The organism is Colwellia psychrerythraea (assembly GCF_000764185.1).
Taxonomy (GTDB): Bacteria; Pseudomonadota; Gammaproteobacteria; order Enterobacterales; family Alteromonadaceae; genus Colwellia; species Colwellia psychrerythraea_B.
This window is the reverse complement of record NZ_JQEC01000038.1, coordinates 19,765-38,287: the sequence shown is the minus strand read 5'-3', so window position 1 is coordinate 38,287 and position 18,523 is coordinate 19,765. Positions and strand designations below refer to the sequence as shown.

The following is an 18,523-nucleotide window of genomic DNA, read 5'->3' as shown; positions in this document are numbered from 1 at the left end:
AGTTGGAATTTTCTTCATGCCTTAAACGCTTAGTTATCAAATTTAAGACACAAAAAAGCCTACCGAAGTAGGCTTTTAAATTAACAATTAAGTGTTAACTATTTTCTAGCAGCGTCTTTAGCTATTTTAGCCGCTTTAACTTCTGCAATAACAGTTTCACACCGTTATTAGGACAAGGCACCTGTATTGTTAGCTGAGATAATTCAGTTGGAATTTTCTTCATGCCTTAAATGCTTAGTTATCAAATTTAAGACACAAAAAAGCCTACCGAAGTAGGCTTTTAAATTAACAATTAAGTGTTAACTATTTTCTAGCAGCGTCTTTAGCTATTTTAGCCGCTTTAACTTCTGCAATAACAGTTTCGCACCGTTATTAGGACAAGGCACCTGTATTGTTAGCTGAGATAATTCAGTTGGAATTTTCTTCATGCCTTAAACGCTTAGTTATCAAATTTAAGACACAAAAAAGCCTACCGAAGTAGGCTTTTAAATTAACAATTAAGTGTTAACTATTTTCTAGCAGCGTCTTTAGCTATTTTAGCCGCTTTAACTTCTGCAATAACAGTTTCAGCTACGTTATTAGGACAAGGCATATAGTGAGAGAATTCCATAGAGAATTGACCACGACCTGATGTCATTGTACGTAGAGTTCCGATGTAACCGAACATTTCTGAAAGAGGTACGTCAGCTTTAATACGAACACCAGAAACACCCGCTTCTTGACCACCGATCATGCCACGACGACGGTTTAAATCACCAATAACATCACCAACGTGATCATCAGGCGTAAACACATCAACTTTCATGATAGGTTCGATTAACTGAGCACCAGCTTTTGGAATTGATTGACGGAAAGCGCCACGAGCAGCAAGTTCAAATGCAACAGCAGATGAATCGACAGCATGGAAGCCACCATCATATAATTCAATTTCAACGTCAAGTACAGGGAAACCAGCAAGAACACCAGTATCCATCATGCCTTTGAAGCCTTTCTCGATAGCTGGGAAGAATTCTTTAGGAACATTACCACCAACAACAACAGAGCTGAATACGAAACCAGAACCAGGTTCGCCGGGCTTGATACGGTAATCAATTTTACCGAACTGACCAGAACCACCAGATTGTTTCTTATGTGTGTAAGAATCTTCAATAGCTGTTGTGATTGTTTCACGGTATGCAACTTGTGGCTTACCAACTTCTAATTCAACACCGTAAGTACGTTTTAGAATATCTACTTTGATATCTAAGTGAAGCTCACCCATACCAGATAAAATCGTTTCACCTGAATCTTGATCAGTTTCAACTTTAAAAGTAGGATCTTCTGCAACCATTTTACCGATAGCAAGACCCATTTTCTCAGTTGAACCTTTATCTTTTGGTGTTACAGAGATTGAAATTACAGGCTTAGGGAATACCATAGCTTCTAGGATGATTGGGTTCTTAGGATCACATAATGTGTGACCTGTTTGAACGTTACTTTTCATACCAACAATTGCAATGATATCACCGGCTTGAGCTGAAGTAAGCTCGTTACGGTCATCGGCTTGCATTTCACACATACGGCCAACACGCTCAGTTTTACCTGTAGCAGCATTAAGAATGGTATCGCCTTTCTTCAATGTACCTGAATAGATACGTACGAAAGTTAATGTACCAAAACGGTCATCAGTGATTTTGAATGCTAACGCTTTGAATGTTTCATCTGCAGAAACGATTGCGTATTCACCATTCGGCTCACCTTCTTCATCAGTAAGTGGTTGTGGATCAACATCTGTAGGTGAAGGCAAGTAATCAACAACAGCATCAAGAATTAATTGAATACCTTTGTTTTTAAATGCAGATGCACCGTAAGTTGGGAAGAAAGTCATATCACGAGTACCAGCACGGATACACGCTTTGATTTGTTCTGTAGTAGGAACCATTTCCCCTTCTAAGAACTCCATCAACATGTCTTCATCAACTTCTAAAGCAGTTTCAATTAACTTAATACGGTATTCAGCAGCTTTTTCTACCATGTCAGCAGGAATATCTGTGATTTCGTAGTTTTCTGGAAGACCTGTGTCATCCCAGATGTAAGCTTTTTCGCTAAGAAGATCAACAACACCAACAAAATCATCTTCCTCACCAATTGGCAAAGTCATAATAAGTGGGTTAGCACCTAAAACATTTTTAACTTGGTCTACAACACGGTAGAAATCAGCACCTAAACGGTCAAGTTTGTTAACCATGATGATACGAGCAACTTCTGAGTCGTTCGCGTAACGCCAGTTAGTTTCTGATTGTGGTTCAACACCACCAGAACCACAGAATACACCAACACCACCATCAAGTACTTTTAATGAACGGTAAACTTCAACTGTGAAATCAACGTGACCAGGAGTATCGATAACGTTGAAACGGTGATCGTTCCAAAAACAACTTACCGCTGCAGACTGGATGGTAATACCGCGCTCAGCTTCTTGTTCCATGAAATCAGTTGTTGACTCACCGTCATGTACTTCACCAGTTTTATGGATCTGGCCGGTTAATTTAAGGATACGTTCAGTTGTTGTGGTTTTACCAGCATCAACGTGAGCGAAGATACCAATGTTTCTGTATTTGGATAAATCTGCCATTACATTACTCTACTTAGTTTAAGGTCTATCCCGCTTTTTGAACCTATATATAGGAAACATGAAAAGCAGAATTGTTGAAAATTTGCGCGCGAGTATACCATTAATAAATACAAACAAACATAAGAATCAATAAAATATTATATATCTAAGTGTTTTCTGCTTATATATAGGTAAAAATTATAGCGGTGAAAATAGAGTTCTTTTTTGTCTATTAAAAATGTCGTTCTTTTTCCAGTTGTTTCTTGGTAAGAAAATAATTGCGACGATTATACCGTTTGAATTGTTACAATAGATATAACAACAAATAAGGATATATTTTGCCTAAATGGAAAGATAAAAAAATTGAAGGATTACTACGAGGCGATGCTCAGGCACAAGCATCTTGCTATCAAGAATTCTCCAGTACCATTTATACCGCTATTTATAAAATCTGTAAGAACAGCGCTAATGCCAGCGACCTGTTGCAAGATACTTTTATTGACGCTTTTGAAAATATCGCACAATACAATCATCACTACCCTTTTATCGCTTGGTTAAAACGTATAGCGTTCAACAACACTTTTAACTTTATTAAGCGGGAAAAAATAGCATACAAAGCCGTAGAGTATTTAAAAGGGATACCCATCATTGAATCATCATTTGATGAGTCGATCAGTCAAGCTAATTTACTAGAGTATTTATTAGAGAAGGTTAGCGAAAATGACAGGCTAATTTTATGGCTTTATATTGTTGAGCAATATAGTCATGAAGAAATCGCAACGCTATTTTCTCAAAGCCCAAGTTATTCCAAATCCATCGTTTCTCGCTGCTTGCGTAAATTAAGAAATAAGTCAGAGGTTAAACAGTATGCATATAAATAAAAACACGTCAGGTGAGCCGTTAACTTCTGCTGAAAAAGTCCACCTAAAATCTTGTCAGCAATGTAGCTATGAACACGAGACAATCTCTCTACTTAATAGCTCTGTAGAGCAAATCGAGTTATTACCTGCCCCACAAAGTGATTGGCTAGCAATACAACAGCGTATGGCTAATAAAAGCAAGGTAAAACAAACATCACCTATACAGTGGTTTATCAGCGTTGCAGCGTCTGTGACTTTTTTAGCAGTTGGCTGGTTGGCGTGGAGTAATTACCATTTGCAAGGCCAGTTAGAGCAAGTATTAGTTGTCAATCAGCAGCTTGAGTCACAGTTATCATTAAGTCCAAGCCCTACCTTTGGGCAAGTTCAATTGCTGTCAAAAGTCAGGTTACTTGAATTGCAATTACAACAAACAACAACACAAAATGAAAAAATACAGTTATTACAGCAACGTAAAAAATTAATGACCAAGATGATAAATAACAAACAAGGAGCTGAATATGAATTTAGTATCTAAGACGTTCAACTTAATGAATGTAACAAAGCTAAGTCTGCTGGTTTTAGCGCTAACATCGCTTCATGTCAGTGCCGAGCAATGTGCAACAATAAGCTTTAATAAAGCCGAGAAAAATAACCAAGCATACGTCACTGTGGTTGTAGCGCACAATGGTGAAGGGCTTGAAAGAACAAAAGGTAAAAGTGCCATTATTGCTGGTGAGCATAATTATTATTTTGCCACAGGGAAACACACCATTATGGTTGAGCAGTGGCCGGTAAGAAGTTACAAAAAATTAAGGAGGACGGCAAGAGGTTTCAAAAAATTTAATCGGAGTAACTTAATTCCGTCAAAATATAAGCCTGCTGATATATTTCTTAAAACTATTCAGTTAAATGTCAAAGCTAATCAGCACTATCAACTTGAGTATTTTCAAACCAATGAGCAAGCTGCAGAAATACGAGTAAAAAGTGAGTATCAGGCAGTATGTGCGGCTGATGACGCCTCTATTTTTTTCGCTGAAAAGGTTTTTGTCGCTAAAAAAGTTAATTCGAATGATACGACAATTAATGACTTATCTTTACCTGACTCATTAGAGTACCGCTTGCGAAAATTAATGACAAAAATTGGCACTTTTCATCAAAACACTGAAGTTTCAACGACTTACACTAATGTATTTTATGCAAAGCTAAATGACATCATTGGCACTGCTATTAACAATGAATATGTCGATAATGGTACTGCATTACTTGTTTTATCCGTTTTGCCAAATTCTTTTGCACAACAACTTAAGTTAAGGAGTGGCGATAAAATAACCCATTTATCAGGTGTAAAAGTAAAAGCGGATGAAAGAGCACCTGATCAGCAATTTAGCCATTATATGAGCAGTTTATACCTTGGAGAAAAAGTAAAAATAAACGTGGTACGAAATAATAAAAAACTGAAGTTAACAGGAGAATATAAACCCGTTATTTTACCTGAGGTAAGTTATCAACTACCGACATCAGACACCAAAGAGAGTAAGCAACCAGCATTAATAACCCATAAAACCTTGCCAGGAATAATCACTTTTGAGTTAGACCAGCTTTTACTTGAGGTCGTCGATTTTTATAAAAGCAATAATTATAAGAAACCGAACATTCACCTGACTCGAAATGAAGTGTTTGATAGGAAGCTTGGTTTTTCCGGAAAGAAGGTTGCACGCATAGGTAGGTTAGGTTTTGAGCTTGAACAAGTTGATGAAGAGAGCTTTGCCCAGTCTATTGGTTTAATCGAGGGAGATATTATTGTCGAGGTTAATGATAACAGCATTTCTCATGAAAATTTCAATACTATGGTTAAGTCATTAACTTCCTTAACCAGTGGTCAAAAACTTTCTTTAACAATTCAAAGAGACAAGCAAAATTTAACGCTATCAAAACAATATCAACCAGAAAAATTAATCGCCTTCGATTTGACCTTAGACCTTTATTCATTAGCGCTTGCTAATGCTAAGTTAGAAGAAATAGCGAGTGCTAACAGAGTAGCACATAGAAAAGGCGAGCTTCGCTTTGACTCAAATGCTTATGATAGGGCAAGTCCTAGTGCAGCGACACAAAACATGCGAGCTTTACGAGCAGAGCCTAAGATTCCAACCACATCTAAAAGAAATTAAATGATTGCCACATTAATTTAAAAGATGAATGTGGCATGACTTATTCACCGCGAATGAATAGTTAGCCCTATTCTTCATAATAAAATTCAATTGGTGATTTTTCAAAAAATACTAACCAAGCAGTCGAACAATACCTAGGTCGACTACTTGGTTAACTCCCCTCCTAATACAATTGTGTAACTTAAACTAGCCATTAGCTGATAAATCGCTATGCACCGTTAATCGCTACATGTTTGTATTTACTAGTATTATCCCTTTGAACCAAGCTAATGTTGTGCTGACTAAAACGGGAGGATATTTCCCTATCACGGTAGCGTGATTACACCACCATCAAGATTAATCGGTAATGAATTAAAATAATTGCGACGTTTTTATCACGTGAGCTGTTTAGTTACGTACAAGGACAACAAGGAATTTTGTTTTGGACATTTGGGATGAACAATTAGTTGATGAAATGAAGCAAGGAGATCATAAAGCTTTCGAGCGATGTTATCGCTTAATTTCACCACACATATTTACCGTAATTTTTCGAATTTGCCGAAATGAGGCTAGTTCACAAGAGTTATTACAAGACACCTTTCTCGATATATTTGAGAAACTACATAGCTACTCGTATAAGCAATCATTTCTTGCTTGGGCGAAACGCATTGCTTTTAACAACACCTTAAACTTTATTAAGAAACATGAACGAACACGCTTGGTTGATGAAGTTGAAATATACCAAGATGAAATAGAGTGTAACTTATTAAAGCAACTTTCTGATAGCCAGTTAATTGAATCCCTGTTGGCTAAATCGTCAAAAATTGAAAGGTTAGTTTTGTGGTTATTTATTGTTGAAGAATATACCCATGAAGAAATAGCAAAGCTGTTAGCTAAAAGCCCAAGTTATTCAAAGTCGATGATTTCGCGCCTGTTAAAAAGAATAAAACTCTCTAATGAGGTAAAAAAAAATGCATCTTAATAATGAGCGATTATTAGCCTCCTTAACCCTGAAGCAGCAATTAAACCAAGAAGAACTTCACCATCTCAATACTTGCCCTGATTGTTTAACTGAGCATGAAAAACTAAGGTCACTAAAAATATCAGCTGAGCATTATCAGCTGATGACACCACCCACACAAGTTTGGCATGAAATGAAGGCTAATTTACCAAAAATAAGGCAGAAAAATACTAGCGCGAAAGCATTCGCCACATCACTAGCCGCGTCTTTATTTCTTACCGCTACGTGTTGGTTAATGTGGAGTAACTACACGCTCCAGAATCAACTTGAACAAGTGTTAATTGTACCTTCAGCAGTAGAGATGCAATTGGTCAATAATGACATTCTAACGTTTCAGCAAACGCAATTATTATCAAGAATACATTTACTTGATTTGCAGTTAATGAAAATGACAACCCCACAAAATAAACTTGCCCTGTTGCAACAACGTAAAAAGCTTATCAGGCAAATGCGAGAAACCAACAGACGTGCAAAACAACAAGGAGAAGGTTATGAATACAGTATTTAACGAGCGGATTGCTTTATGGACAAAAAAGCATGGTTCACTAATTTTAATGATTTTATTAGTTTTGGGGTTTTCTACTCATGCCAATGCACAGCAGTGTGCATCAGTGGGTTTTGTTTCAGCTGCAGAAAATGATGACGGCTATATTTCATTAATAGCACGCCATAACGAAAATAATCTTGAAAGAGTAAACAATAGAGCAGGCATAATTTCAGGGGAATATCAGTACTCTTTTGGCGTAGGAAAACATATCGTAGTAGTAGAGCAATGGCCTACAAAAGTTTATAAAAAACTAAGAGAAAATAGCAAAATTCACATTAGATACTTACCGCTAAATCTCAAGTATCAAACAGTATTATTAGATGTAAAGGCCGATCATAATTACCAACTCAAGGTGTTATCAAGTGGTCAGAAAATAGAGTCAATAGAAGTTAACAGTGACATTAAAAAGTTATGCGAGGCAAAAGGCAAGGAAATTTTTAAAGCTTTCCCTCTGTTACAAGAGAGTAATGGCACAGAAAGTAATAATCCAGAAAATATAAAATTACCTGCTCCATTAGAATATCGCCTAAGGCAGTTAATGACAAAACTAGAAAATAGCAATCAAAGCGATGAATTCGACCTGCTTGTGCAAAGCTTCGACGGCTCGATAAGTACAGATATTGGTGTATTGACCAGTAGTGACTATCAAAACAATGGCGATGCAATTGAAATAGTGTCTGTAAAACCCTATACACTCGCAGAGCAGTTACAATTAAGAAGTGGTGACAAAATTACTCACCTTGGTGGCGATAGAATTAAGGCAGATGATAGCAGTCCCTTCAAACAGTTAAAGGCTTACTTTGCCAACTTATATATTGGTGAACGAATAAAAATAACCTTCTTGCGAAATGGTAAAAAAAATAAAATTAACAAACGTTTTATGCCAGTAATAGTGCCAAAAATAAACTATCAAATTGCTGAAAAAACACCGTCAAGCAAAACACAGGAAATAGTGACAGAATACCAAGCACTCGCAGGCATTAATAGGCTGGAACTTGAACAATTAATACTTGAAATTCAACACTATTATCAAGATAACAATTACAATCAAGATGTTATATTGATTAGTAGAGCAGAAAAATTTGATAATAAAATTGGCTTCTCTGGCGATAAGATCGTTTTTCCTAAAAGTACTGGGTTAAAGATTTTCAATATCAATGAACATAGCTTCGCTGAAAAAATAGGGCTAAAAACTTTAGATATTATCGTTAACATTAACGGTCAAGATATCACCACGGATAATATAGAGAAATTAATTTCATCACTTACTTTATTAAAAAGTGGTGATACAGTTTCCATGCAAATTCAACGAGGCGAGCAATTAGTAACACTAGAGAAAACCTACCAGCCACAACTACTAGTGAGCTTTAATTTAAGTATTGATTTACCGTCTATTAAAATAGCGACTGAAAGGCTAGAAAAAGAAAGCTATCTGAACAGGCGTAGCATGGCTCTAGAAAGAAGAAGGGATGCGCCTAATGATGGCAGTAGTTCTTTACATTAGGATAGTTAAAAATTGAGCTCTCTAATTAGTTGTTAAAGTACAGTCCCTTCATTTGCCAAGCAAAGTTTATTTAACGTAACTTTGCTCGGCTTTTTAAAATAACAGTTATTTAGCTAAGTTATAGCGTAAATACTTTACCCCTTTTATGCTGCTTCGACCTTGCGACAGCGACCTACTACAGTAATCTACTAACTAAAATAATTATCAAAGATAACGCCAGCCCAAATTACCATGCCAATAACAATAGCGAGAAAAACCGCAGCCGAACCAAGGTCTTTTGCTCGACCCGATAATTCATGATGTTCTAGACCAATACGGTCAACGACTGCTTCGATGGCAGAATTTATCACTTCCACTAACAGTAATAATATTAGTGAGCCTATTAATAGTGCTAACTGCATGCCACTATTAGCAATAAATAGACTAACAGGCAGTAACAATAAACATAAACATAACTCTTGTCTAAATGCAGACTCATGTTTATAGGCCGCTTGAATGCCTAACATTGAGCAGCGTGTTGCTTTAAGTATCCGGGACAATCCCATACCATTTGGCTTGTTGATTGTATCTGTTGATTTGTTTTTGTCGGTATTCATATAACCCTACTGAAGGAAGTGGCTATCTTGCTGTCGCAAGATTTGTAATTGCTGATAGTTAATCGTATCAGGTTTTTTATTCAAATCGTCAATATGGTATTTATTGGTTAACAAACCACTGGAGTATATGGTGTTATCAACTAGATAAGCCTTATCAATATAACTCGACATAGCGACACCACGTTTTTCAGGCAAATCGAATAAGTCAAAACCCGAACTAAAATGTGATAAGGGTGAAGTGTTATTTAGCACATACTTTAGTAATGTAGGTGCTACATCAACATGAGCAGTACGATTCATTTCTTTAACTCCTTCTTTCTGTCCAGGAATATACATTAATAACGGCACTGTTGTTTGCGCCTTAGTAAAGTTACTGCCATGACCCCAAAAACCTTTTTTATTATCATTAAACTCTTCACCATGATCTGAAGTGACAATAATCACCGTGTTTTTGTCTTGGCCGGTATTTACTAGTGTTTGGTGGATTTGTTCAAATAATGAGTCAATGTAATGTAGCGAATTCTGGTAATCATTTAAAAATGGCTGAGCATTAATATGTTTATTTACAAGAAATTCAGCGGTTACTTTAGGGGTAGGAACAAATTTTCTATGTTGCTCAGGGTAATCATAATCATGGTGAGATGAGGTCAAAAATACAAACTTAAACCACGGCTTATCGTGATCAGCTAACTTAAGATCATTTATCACTTTAGTAGCCACTGCTTGATCCTTTTTGCTGCTGTTACCCTGTTGTGGATAAACATAAAGTGACTCTGAAATATCACCAAAAAACATCGCTTTCATCGCAAAACGATTTAAATTAGAGCCACTGTAAGAACTAATATCATAACCATGTTGTGCAAAACTTTTTGTCAGCATAGTTTGATGTTTAAAAGGTGCTGATTGTGCGCTGGCTAAATAACTTGGGTTTAAGCCATACATTAAGCTAAATAGCCCAGGGACTGTAGCATTGCCACCACTGTAATGATTTTCAAACTGATGACTCTTTTTAGCGAATTCAGCTATATAAGGAGTGATATCACTGTTCAGCATATCAGCGCGCCAACTTTCCACAACAAACAGCAAGACATTTAATGAGGCTTTGTTATTAACTTCATTAAAAACGAGTGGTTTAATAGGATAATTAAAACGTTGCGACGAAGTTTGATTGTCAATAATAGGCGCATTACTGCTTTTATTAACCACCACAAATTCAGGGTAGCGTTTTTGCAACTTTGCCATGTTTCCCGTTGAAGTCGTCGGGGCATAATATGGCAGGTAAGGGGTATATGCCAAAATACTCTCTTGCTTAGTAAAGTTTCCCCAAATATGCATACCTTGCCCAAGTAGAAACATAGCAATAATGCTTATATTAATGCTTTTTGTTTTCAAAGCAATTAACTGCTTGGCTTTGCTAAAAAAAGCAAGTTGTAGGCTAACAACGCCAATACAAACAACCATTGCAAGTAAAACCATGCCCCAAGATAAGCCAATTCCTTGAAAATCAAAAAGTGTCATCTCTATAAAAAGCATATCTATATGAAAGCGATAAACATTAAAAACCAAAATATCAGCTAATAAAAATAGATCTAACATTACTTTAGGAATAATTATCAGTAACGCAGCTCTTTTAAAATATAGCAATGGCGTTAACATCAAGGTTAGTACTAAGTAAACGAGATAATAATAACTCGGAATACTTAATCCATAAATAAAGGAACTAGTGCTGTCAGGCTGATAAGCTGAATAGATAAATACGGTTAACAACGTGAAAGTAGTGACAAAACTGATTAATATGTATCGGGTAGCAAATCGTAGATGAGTTAGGAAAAGGTTCATTAGCAGTGGCAGCTAACGAATCATTAGCTGAATGTCATCATAAAGGGTAGGTGTATAGATCTTAATTGAAAGAAATTTTACTCTCAGTTACATAACTGTAACTAAAATGTAAATCAACTAAGGGGGAATGTTAGTAATTGAATGACAGCTGTAAGTTTCTGTAAAAACCTATTTGTCTAAACTAACTGAGGGTAAAACAAGTGAGACCAAAGCAAGTGAAATTAAACCGTATTGTGAAATATTGGCTAATCACTGTTAAGCACTCATAATCAGCTATAGCATTTTTTAACATTTTGATTGCAATATAATTCAGTAATATAGAATGCTTGTCATACAATCATCGTGCTCTGCACTACTGATGCTTAAGTCGTTACTTAACCTTATATAGGACACACTTAATATGATTATCTTTTTTATATGTATAACGCTGTTAATTATAGGGTATAAATTTTATAGCCCCTTTGTTGAAAAACAGGCTGGAATTAACTCTAATGTAAAAACACCGCAAGTGCGTTTTGAAGAAGGAGTCGATTATGTTGCTATTCACCCGGTAAAAGCCTTTCTCATTCAATTTTTAAATATTGCTGGTGTAGGCCCAATCTTTGGCCCAATACTCGGAGCACTGTATGGCCCTATTGCTCTGGTTTGGATTGTATTAGGTAATATTCTTGGTGGCGCCGTTCATGATTATTTTTCCGGCGTGATGAGCATCAAAGAAGATGGTAAGAGCCTACCTGAAATAGCCGGCCATTACTTTAATATATTCTATAAAGGCATCATGCTGATTTTTACTGCCATGCTACTTTTCTTTGTTGGCGTAGTTTTCATTATGAGCCCGGCGGGTTTGCTGGGTAGTTTAAGTTACTTTGAAGGTACTTTTCTTGAAGGCAATACTTTTTGGGTATTTCTTATTTTAGGTTATTACTTCCTAGCAACATTATTACCTATCGATAAAATCATCACTAAGCTCTACCCGCTATTTGGTTTACTGATGATAGTAATGACTACCTTAATTGCAATTTCATTACTATTTAATGCCCCTAATTTACCTGTGATGGGCGATTTTCTCGGTTACTTTAATCATGATCACTTTAGTCATGACTTCCTTGAACCTAATCCTGATGGCTTACCCGTATGGCCATTATTATTTATGACTATCACTTGTGGCGCAATTAGTGGCTTTCATTCCACTCAAGCTCCCATTATGGCGCGCTGTTTAACTAACGAAAAGTATGTTCGACCGGTTTATTATGGCGCGATGATCTCAGAAGGCATTGTTGGCTGTGTCTGGGCGCTCGCTGGTATTGCAGCATTCCCAGAGGGCTACACTGAACTTAAAGCCATGCTTGATCAAGGAGGCCCTGGACTCGTTGTTAATCATATTGCCACCAGTTACCTTGGTGCGTTAGGTGGTATAATGGCAATTATTGCAGTTGCTATATTCCCTATCACTTCGGGTGACACCGCTTTTAGGTCACTACGTTTAACCATAGTTGATGCCTTTAATATTCCGCAAAGCATGCGTAATCGTATTTTATTAGCCGTACCTATTTTAGTAATTGCTTACTTTATGACTAAAATTGATTTTTCACTGATTTGGCGATATTTTGCTTTTTCAAATATGTTACTTTCAACCAGCGTGCTCTGGTTAGCAACTAAGTACTTATTTGACCGAGGAACATTCCACTGGATTGTCAGCATACCAGCAATCATTGGTACCAGTGTAACAGTGTCCTATATCATGACTGCTGGTATAGGTTTTAATCTATCAAGCGACTACAGCCAACATATAGGTATAGTTGTTGCGATGTTATTGTTAACAACTTTAACTTTTTTGCACACTAAACGTACCAGCCCAGCACAAGAGTGATTTTCAACATATCAATGACACATCACTTTTATTAGGGATAATAAGATGATGTGTTCTATTTTCGGTTAAAATAATAAGGTTATTCTGCAATCCCAGCTAAACATCACGCAACTTATGAAGTCCCTACCCCATTAAAAACAGGTTACTTAACAATAATCAACAAGAAAGCTTGCACATAATAAGGTTTCTTGTATAATACGCGCTCGCATTCAGCCAAATTGAGTGTGTTTTGCTAGAGACTTTACTTATAGTAATGGCTTGTAGCACCAAATAAAGAAGAACTAGATTCTTGTTTATTTCACAGCAGCTCTAATTTTGAGTTGAATGTTTATTAGTTAATACACCCCCTTCCAGCACATAAGGAAGTAGAGGGTCGTATTTTTTTGTTCTTTAAAAAGGGGATTTGTCTTCATGTCAAATCAAAGAATTCGCATTCGTTTGAAAGCGTTCGATCATCGTTTGATTGATCAATCTACAGCAGAGATCGTTGATACTGCAAAACGTACTGGCGCACAGGTTCGTGGTCCAATTCCACTTCCTACACGCAAAGAACGTTTCACTATCTTAACTTCTCCACACGTTAACAAAGATGCACGTGACCAGTACGAAATTCGTACTCACAAGCGTCTGATTGATATCGTTGAGCCAACTGAAAAGACTGTAGACGCATTAATGCGTTTAGATCTTGCAGCTGGTGTTGATGTTCAAATCAGCTTGGGCTAAGGGGAGTTTTAACATGACTATAGGTCTAGTAGGACGTAAAGTGGGTATGACTCGTGTCTTCACAGAAGATGGTGTTTCTACCCCTGTTACTGTTATCGAAGTTGAAGCAAACCGTGTTGCTCAAGTTAAAACAGTAGACAACGATGGTTACTCAGCGTTACAAGTTACAACTGGCACTCGTAGAGCAAGCCGTGTAACTAAACCAGCTGCTGGTCATTTCGCGAAAGCAGGTATCGAAGCAGGCCGCGGCTTGTGGGAATTCCGTTTAAACGAAAATGAAGGTAGTGATATTGAAGCTGGCAGTGAAATCACTGTTGCGCTATTCAATGACACTAAATTAGTAGACGTTACTGGTACATCGAAAGGTAAAGGTTTCCAAGGTGGTATTAAACGCTGGAACTTTACTATGCAACATGCAACGCATGGTGTTTCGTTATCACACAGATCTAACGGTTCGTTAGGTCAGTGTCAAACACCAGGTCGTGTATTTAAAGGCAAAAAAATGTCTGGTCATATGGGTTCTGTGCGTTGTACTACACAAAACCTTGAATTGGTTCGCGTTGACGCAGAACGTAACTTGTTGCTTGTTAAAGGCGCAGTTCCGGGTGCAATCAACGGTAACGTAATCATCAAACCAGCTGTTAAAGCTTAGTCCAGGAGATTTTCTAATGGAATTATCATTAAAAGACGCAACAGGTGCTCTTGAAGTATCTGAAGCAACTTTTGGACGTGAGTTTAACGAAGCGTTAGTACATCAAGTAGTAGTTGCATACGCAGCTGGTGCTCGTCAAGGTACTCGTGCTCAGAAAACTCGCTCAGAAGTTAGCGGCGGTGGTGCAAAACCATGGCGCCAAAAAGGTACTGGCCGTGCACGTGCTGGTACTACTCGTGGTCCAATCTGGCGTACAGGTGGCGTAACATTCGCTGCTAAACCTCAGGATCACAGCCAAAAAGTTAACCGTAAAATGTATCGTGGTGCTATCGCTAGCATCCTATCTGAACTAGTTCGTCAAGACCGTTTAGTAGTAGTTAACGAATTTTCGGTAGAAACGCCTAAAACTAAAGACTTAGTTACTAAGTTAAAAGGTTTAGAGCTTAAAGACGTATTGATTGTAACGAAAGAAGTTGACGAGAACTTGTTCTTATCAGCACGCAACTTATATAAAGTTGACGTTCGTGACGTTGCAGCAATTGACCCTGTAAGCTTGGTTGGTTTCGAAAAAGTTTTAATCACTGCTGATGCAATTAAAGAAATTGAGGGGATTTTAGCATGATAAACGAAGAACGTTTGTTGAAAGTGCTTTTAGCACCGAATATCTCTGAAAAAGCAACTACAGCTGCTGAAGCAAACAACACTGTTGTTTTCAAAGTAGCTACAGATGCAACTAAAGCTGAAATTAAAGCCGCAGTTGAGAAACTTTTTGAAGTGACAGTTGAAGGTGTTAATACACTTAATGTTAAGGGTAAAGTAAAACGTACCGGTGCTCGTTTTGGTCGTCGTAACGACTGGAAAAAAGCCTACGTTACTCTTGCAGAAGGTAGTGACATCGACTTCGTTGGCGCGGAATCATAAGGAGCAGTTAAAATGGCTATAGTAAAATGTAAACCTACTTCTCCGGGTCGTCGTCACCTAGTTAAAGTGGTAAACAAAGAGCTTCATACAGGTAAGCCTTATGCACCATTATTAGACACTAAGTCTAAGTCTGGTGGTCGTAACAATAATGGTCGCATTACGGTTCGTCACATTGGTGGTGGTCATAAGCAACATTATCGTATCGTTGATTTTAAACGTCTTAAAGATGGCATTCCAGCCAAAGTTGAACGTTTAGAATACGATCCAAACCGAAGCGCTAACATCGCATTAGTATTATATGCAGATGGTGAACGTCGTTACATCTTAGCCCCTAAAGGCTTAAGTGCTGGAGATGTTATCCAGTCAGGTGTTGATGCTCCTATCAAAGCTGGTAATACAATGCCACTACGTAACGTACCTTTAGGTAGCGTTATTCACGCAATCGAACTTAAACCAGGCAAGGGCGCGCAAATTGCACGTGCTGCTGGTACTTACGCACAATTAGTTGCGAAAGATGGTGCTTACGTTACTTTACGTCTTCGCTCTGGCGAAATGCGTAAAATCGAAGCAGATTGTCGTGCTACTTTAGGTGAAATCGGCAACGCTGAACACATGCTTCGCTCTCTGGGTAAAGCTGGTGCTTCACGCTGGCGCGGTGTTCGCCCAACTGTTCGTGGTGTTGCCATGAACCCAGTTGACCATCCACACGGTGGTGGTGAAGGTAAAACATCTGGCGGTCGTCATCCGGTATCACCTTGGGGTGTACCAACTAAGGGTTACAAGACTCGCTCGAACAAACGTACTGATAAATTTATCGTACGTCGTCGCACTAAGTAATTAGTGCATTAAACTAATATTCTGATTGTTTGAACTTAGTAAACTTTTGTTATAACTAAGTTCAACATGATGAATTTGAATTATATAAGGATTCACCATGCCACGTTCCCTCAAGAAAGGTCCATTTATTGACCTACACTTGTTGACGAAGGTAGAGAAAGCGGTGGAAAGCGGGAATAAAAAGCCAATTAAAACTTGGTCCCGTCGTTCAATGATCATTCCTACAATGATCGGATTGACCATCGCTGTCCATAATGGCCGTCAACACGTTCCTGTATTTGTAACCGAAGAAATGATCGGTCACAAATTAGGAGAATTTGCACCAACTCGTACTTATCGCGGTCATGTCGCTGATAAGAAAGCGAAGAAATAGGGGAAATTAAATGCAAGCAATAGCTATACATAAATTTGCCCGTGGTTCTGCTCAGAAAGCGCGTTTAGTTGCGGATCAAATCCGTGGCGTAAATGTTGAGAAAGCACTTGAAATTCTAACTTACAGCAACAAATCTGCTGCAGAGTTAGTTAAAAAAGTACTTAACTCAGCAATCGCAAATGCCGAGCACAACGAAGGTGCAGATATTGATGAATTATTCGTTAAAACTATTTTAGTTGACGATGGTCCAACAATGAAACGTATTATGCCACGTGCGAAAGGCCGAGCCGATCGCATCATCAAGCGCACTAGTCACATCACTGTGATTGTGTCTGATTCTTAGGAGTATATTAGTATGGGTCAAAAAGTTAATCCTACCGGTATTCGCTTAGGTATCACGAAACCTTTCGCGTCTACTTGGTTTGCAAGCAGCAAAGATTTTGCTAGCAACTTAGACGGCGATCATAAGGTTCGCGAATTTTTAAAAGAAAAGCTTAAGCGTGCATCACTTTCAAAAGTGATAATCGAACGTCCAGCTAAATCTATCCGCGTAACAATTCACACGGCTCGTCCGGGTGTTGTTATCGGTAAGAAAGGCGAAGATGTTGAGAAACTACGTTTAGCCGTTTCTAAAATTGCTGGTGTTCCTGCTCAAATCAACATCGCTGAAGTACGTAAGCCAGAAATGGATGCGCAGCTTGTTGCAGACAGCATTGCTAGTCAACTTGAACGTCGTGTTATGTTCCGTCGCGCTATGAAGCGTGCCGTGCAAAATGCAATGCGTTTAGGCGCGAAAGGCATCAAAGTACAAGTTAGTGGTCGCTTAGGCGGCGCTGATATCGCACGTGCTGAATGGTATCGTGAAGGTCGTGTACCTTTACATACTTTACGTGCTGATATTGACTACGCAATTGCGCGTGGTAACACAACTTATGGTGTTATTGGTATCAAAGTTTGGATCTTTAAAGGCGAAATTATTGGCAACATGCCATTACAAGCAGAGCAACCAGCTGCTAAGCCTAAAAGAAAGAACAACCGTAAAGCGAAGTAGAGGAATAAGTAATGTTACAACCAAAACGTACTAAATTCCGCAAGCAATTTAAACTACGTAACCGTGGCCTAGCCCACGTAGGTAGTTCAGTTAGCTTCGGTACTTTCGGCTTAAAATCGGTTGAGCGTGGTCGTATGACTGCACGCCAAATTGAAGCCGCTCGTCGTGCCATGACTCGTCATGTTAAACGTCAAGGTAAAATCTGGATACGCGTATTCCCTGATAAGCCAATTACTAAAAAACCTCTTGAGGTTCGTATGGGTAAAGGTAAGGGTTCAGTAGAATATTGGGTTTGCCAAATTCTTCCTGGTCGTGTTCTTTATGAAATGGAAGGTGTTTCTGAAGAAATCGCACGTGAAGCATTTGCTTTAGCCGCTGCTAAACTTCCGTTCAAAACTACCTTCGTAACTAGGACGGCATTGTAATGAAAGCAAGCGAACTTAAAGCAAAAAGCATTGAAGAGCTTAACGCTGAATTACTAGAACTTCTTCGCGAGCAGTTTAACTACCGCATGCAAGCAAGCACTGGTCAATTAGCACAAACTCATTTGCTAAGAATCGTACGTCGCAATATTGCACGTGTTAAGACTATCATCACTGAAAAGGCAGGTAAGTAATGAGCGAAGTTAAAATCCGCACAGTACAAGGCGTTGTTATCAGTAACAAGATGGATAAGTCTATCGTTGTAATGATCGAACGTCGCGTTAAGCATCCTATGTACGGTAAATACATCACGCGTTCAACTAAGTTGAAAGCTCATGATGAAGATAACGTATGTAATGAAGGCGATATCGTAACTATTACTGAAGTTGCGCCAATTTCTAAGTCTAAAAACTGGAAATTAGTTGACGTAATTACAAAAGCTTAATTTTTATAATTAAACTTTAAATAGTTACCAAAAGACCTTAACATTTATTTGTTAAGGTCTTTTTTTATGTGTGAAATTTAAACTTAGGAAATTGCGCACATACCTAGGAATATAGATAAGTC

At 38.0% G+C, this 18,523-nt stretch carries 21 protein-coding genes; 18 read left to right on the top strand and 3 right to left on the bottom strand.

Annotation, left to right across the window (positions count from 1 at the left end):
- Positions 1 to 508 precede the first annotated feature (508 nt).
- Positions 509 to 2,614, bottom strand: a complete 2,106-nt coding sequence (gene fusA, locus GAB14E_RS10075; protein WP_033082661.1) for an elongation factor G — start codon at positions 2,612 to 2,614, stop codon at positions 509 to 511.
- Positions 2,615 to 2,931: 317 nt separating this feature from the next.
- Between fusA and GAB14E_RS24185 the strand changes: the two genes are divergently transcribed.
- The 6 genes from GAB14E_RS24185 (at position 2,932) to GAB14E_RS10100 (ending at position 8,672) form a co-directional block, all read left to right on the top strand.
- Positions 2,932 to 3,474 carry an RNA polymerase sigma factor gene (locus GAB14E_RS24185; RefSeq protein WP_052093732.1) on the top strand — a complete coding sequence of 181 codons (543 nt, stop codon included), beginning with the start codon at positions 2,932 to 2,934 and terminating at the stop codon, positions 3,472 to 3,474.
- A complete protein-coding gene (locus GAB14E_RS10080; RefSeq protein WP_033082660.1) occupies positions 3,461 to 3,988 on the top strand; it encodes a hypothetical protein in 528 nt (175 codons plus the stop codon). Before GAB14E_RS24185 ends, GAB14E_RS10080 begins: the two co-directional genes overlap by 14 nt.
- Positions 3,972 to 5,621 carry a Do family serine endopeptidase gene (locus tag GAB14E_RS10085; protein WP_033082659.1) on the top strand — a complete coding sequence of 550 codons (1,650 nt, stop codon included), beginning with the start codon at positions 3,972 to 3,974 and terminating at the stop codon, positions 5,619 to 5,621. The genes GAB14E_RS10080 and GAB14E_RS10085 overlap by 17 nt, the downstream gene beginning before the upstream one ends.
- Positions 5,622 to 6,042: 421 nt before the next feature.
- Positions 6,043 to 6,582, top strand: a complete 540-nt coding sequence (locus tag GAB14E_RS10090) for an RNA polymerase sigma factor (protein WP_033082658.1) — start codon at positions 6,043 to 6,045, stop codon at positions 6,580 to 6,582.
- A complete protein-coding gene (locus tag GAB14E_RS10095) occupies positions 6,572 to 7,129 on the top strand; it encodes a hypothetical protein (RefSeq protein ID WP_033082657.1) in 558 nt (185 codons plus the stop codon). Before GAB14E_RS10090 ends, GAB14E_RS10095 begins: the two co-directional genes overlap by 11 nt.
- Positions 7,113 to 8,672, top strand: coding sequence for a PDZ domain-containing protein (locus GAB14E_RS10100; RefSeq protein WP_033082656.1), 1,560 nt, complete (start codon positions 7,113 to 7,115; stop codon positions 8,670 to 8,672). Before GAB14E_RS10095 ends, GAB14E_RS10100 begins: the two co-directional genes overlap by 17 nt.
- 188 nt (positions 8,673 to 8,860) lie before the next feature.
- Here the strand turns inward: GAB14E_RS10100 and GAB14E_RS10105 are convergent, their stop codons facing one another.
- Complete coding sequence (locus GAB14E_RS10105) at positions 8,861 to 9,268, bottom strand: diacylglycerol kinase (protein ID WP_081967821.1); 408 nt, start codon at positions 9,266 to 9,268, stop codon at positions 8,861 to 8,863.
- A gap of 6 nt (positions 9,269 to 9,274) precedes the next feature.
- Positions 9,275 to 11,107 carry a sulfatase-like hydrolase/transferase gene (locus tag GAB14E_RS10110; RefSeq protein ID WP_081967820.1) on the bottom strand — a complete coding sequence of 611 codons (1,833 nt, stop codon included), beginning with the start codon at positions 11,105 to 11,107 and terminating at the stop codon, positions 9,275 to 9,277.
- A 400-nt stretch (positions 11,108 to 11,507) separates the two neighbouring features.
- On the opposite strand from GAB14E_RS10110, the gene GAB14E_RS10115 reads away from it, so the two are divergent.
- The 12 genes from GAB14E_RS10115 (at position 11,508) to rpsQ (ending at position 18,401) form a co-directional block, all read left to right on the top strand.
- A complete protein-coding gene (locus GAB14E_RS10115) occupies positions 11,508 to 12,977 on the top strand; it encodes a carbon starvation CstA family protein (protein WP_033082654.1) in 1,470 nt (489 codons plus the stop codon).
- Between the two features lie 411 nt (positions 12,978 to 13,388).
- Positions 13,389 to 13,700, top strand: coding sequence for a 30S ribosomal protein S10 (rpsJ, locus tag GAB14E_RS10120; protein ID WP_019026497.1), 312 nt, complete (start codon positions 13,389 to 13,391; stop codon positions 13,698 to 13,700).
- 13 nt (positions 13,701 to 13,713) lie between these two features.
- Complete coding sequence (gene rplC / locus GAB14E_RS10125) at positions 13,714 to 14,352, top strand: 50S ribosomal protein L3 (RefSeq protein WP_033082653.1); 639 nt, start codon at positions 13,714 to 13,716, stop codon at positions 14,350 to 14,352.
- A 16-nt stretch (positions 14,353 to 14,368) separates the two neighbouring features.
- Complete coding sequence (rplD, locus tag GAB14E_RS10130; RefSeq protein WP_033082652.1) at positions 14,369 to 14,974, top strand: 50S ribosomal protein L4; 606 nt, start codon at positions 14,369 to 14,371, stop codon at positions 14,972 to 14,974.
- A complete protein-coding gene (gene rplW, locus GAB14E_RS10135; RefSeq protein WP_011041720.1) occupies positions 14,971 to 15,273 on the top strand; it encodes a 50S ribosomal protein L23 in 303 nt (100 codons plus the stop codon). The genes rplD and rplW overlap by 4 nt, the downstream gene beginning before the upstream one ends.
- 12 nt (positions 15,274 to 15,285) lie before the next feature.
- Positions 15,286 to 16,110: a 50S ribosomal protein L2 gene (gene rplB, locus GAB14E_RS10140; protein WP_033082651.1), complete on the top strand. Its 825-nt coding sequence runs from the start codon at positions 15,286 to 15,288 to the stop codon at positions 16,108 to 16,110.
- A 97-nt stretch (positions 16,111 to 16,207) separates the two neighbouring features.
- The gene (rpsS, locus tag GAB14E_RS10145; protein WP_011041718.1) at positions 16,208 to 16,483 is read left to right on the top strand and encodes a 30S ribosomal protein S19; all 276 of its coding nucleotides are present in this window, start codon (positions 16,208 to 16,210) and stop codon (positions 16,481 to 16,483) included.
- Between the two features lie 10 nt (positions 16,484 to 16,493).
- The gene (gene rplV, locus GAB14E_RS10150; RefSeq protein WP_033082650.1) at positions 16,494 to 16,826 is read left to right on the top strand and encodes a 50S ribosomal protein L22; all 333 of its coding nucleotides are present in this window, start codon (positions 16,494 to 16,496) and stop codon (positions 16,824 to 16,826) included.
- 12 nt (positions 16,827 to 16,838) lie between these two features.
- The gene (gene rpsC / locus GAB14E_RS10155; protein ID WP_033082649.1) at positions 16,839 to 17,534 is read left to right on the top strand and encodes a 30S ribosomal protein S3; all 696 of its coding nucleotides are present in this window, start codon (positions 16,839 to 16,841) and stop codon (positions 17,532 to 17,534) included.
- Positions 17,535 to 17,545: 11 nt separating this feature from the next.
- Complete coding sequence (gene rplP, locus GAB14E_RS10160; protein ID WP_033082648.1) at positions 17,546 to 17,959, top strand: 50S ribosomal protein L16; 414 nt, start codon at positions 17,546 to 17,548, stop codon at positions 17,957 to 17,959.
- On the top strand, positions 17,959 to 18,150 hold the full coding sequence (rpmC, locus tag GAB14E_RS10165) for a 50S ribosomal protein L29 (protein WP_033082647.1): 192 nt from the start codon (positions 17,959 to 17,961) through the stop codon (positions 18,148 to 18,150). Before rplP ends, rpmC begins: the two co-directional genes overlap by 1 nt.
- Positions 18,150 to 18,401 (top strand): 30S ribosomal protein S17, encoded by a 252-nt coding sequence (gene rpsQ / locus GAB14E_RS10170; RefSeq protein ID WP_033082646.1) that lies wholly within the window; start codon positions 18,150 to 18,152, stop codon positions 18,399 to 18,401. Before rpmC ends, rpsQ begins: the two co-directional genes overlap by 1 nt.
- The last annotated feature ends 122 nt before the right edge of the window (positions 18,402 to 18,523 follow it).